The 1,062-nt window shown below is 59.8% G+C and carries 1 protein-coding gene; it reads left to right on the top strand.

Annotated elements, in window-relative coordinates; all coding sequences use genetic code 11:
- Positions 1 to 93: 93 nt before the first annotated feature.
- Positions 94 to 1,062 (top strand): IS481 family transposase, encoded by a 969-nt coding sequence (locus BRAS3843_RS04995; RefSeq protein ID WP_008967657.1) that lies wholly within the window; start codon positions 94 to 96, stop codon positions 1,060 to 1,062.

Here is a 1,062-nt window from a genome sequence, read left to right as displayed (position 1 = left end):
TGCTCTAGGTGTGAGCTTTCAGGAGGTTGTCCATCCGGTCCTGAACGAGGAAGCTGAAGTTGTCGAAGCTTTAGCCAATCCCCGGAGGACCGAATGGACACCCATAAGAATGCGCCTCTGACGCCGAAAGGTCGAGAGGTCATGGTGCGGAGCGTGATCGAAGGTGGCCTGACGAAGGCTGCAGCCGCACTGCAATTCAATGTTTCGGCGAAGACCGTCACCAAGTGGGTCAAGCGTTTCCACGAGGAAGGCGTGGATGGGTTGCGTGATCGCTCCTCAAGACCCCTTTCATCGCCAAGCCAGACCCTGCCTGCCACATGTGCCGAAGTCGAAGCGTTGCGCCGGCAGCGCCACACAGGCAAACAGATCGCAACCGAGGTCGGCATCTCGCCCGCGACCGTCAGCCGTATCCTGCGGCGGCTGGGATTGAACCGATTGCGCCACCTGGAACCGGCCGAGCCAGTGCGGCGCTATGAGCGTGAACATCCCGGCGAGCTGATCCACCTCGACATCAAAAAGCTCGGCAAGTTCAACCGTGTAGGCCATCGCATCACTGGTGACCGGACTGGACAGAGCAGCCTGCGGGCTCGCGGCGAAGGACCTGGCTGGGAATATGTCCACGTCTGTATCGACGATGCCTCCCGGATTGCCTTCAGCAAGGTGATGAAGAGCGAGCGACAGGGCTGCGCCGTGGCCTTCCTCAAGGCTGCGATCGCCTACTACACAAGCCTCGGCGTCAAGGTCGAGCGGGTAATGACCGACAACGGATCCTGCTACAAATCCTTTGCTTTCCGCAAAGCCTGCAAACGCCTCCGTCTCAAGCACATCCGCACCAAGCCCTATACTCCGAAGACCAACGGCAAGGCCGAGCGCTTTATCCAGACAAGCCTGCGCGAATGGGCCTATGCCCGCGCCTACAACACTTCAAAGGAACGAGCCGCCGAGCTGCCGAGATGGCTGCACCGCTACAATTGGCACCGGCCGCATGGCAGTATCGGCTCAATGCCACCCATCAGCAGACTCGCTCTAACCAGGAACAACCTGTTGAGGCTCCACATCTAG

Origin of the sequence: Bradyrhizobium sp. STM 3843 (assembly GCF_000239815.1) — a bacterium.
GTDB lineage: Bacteria > Pseudomonadota > Alphaproteobacteria > Rhizobiales > Xanthobacteraceae > Bradyrhizobium.
This window is presented reverse-complemented; position numbering and strand designations above follow the sequence as displayed.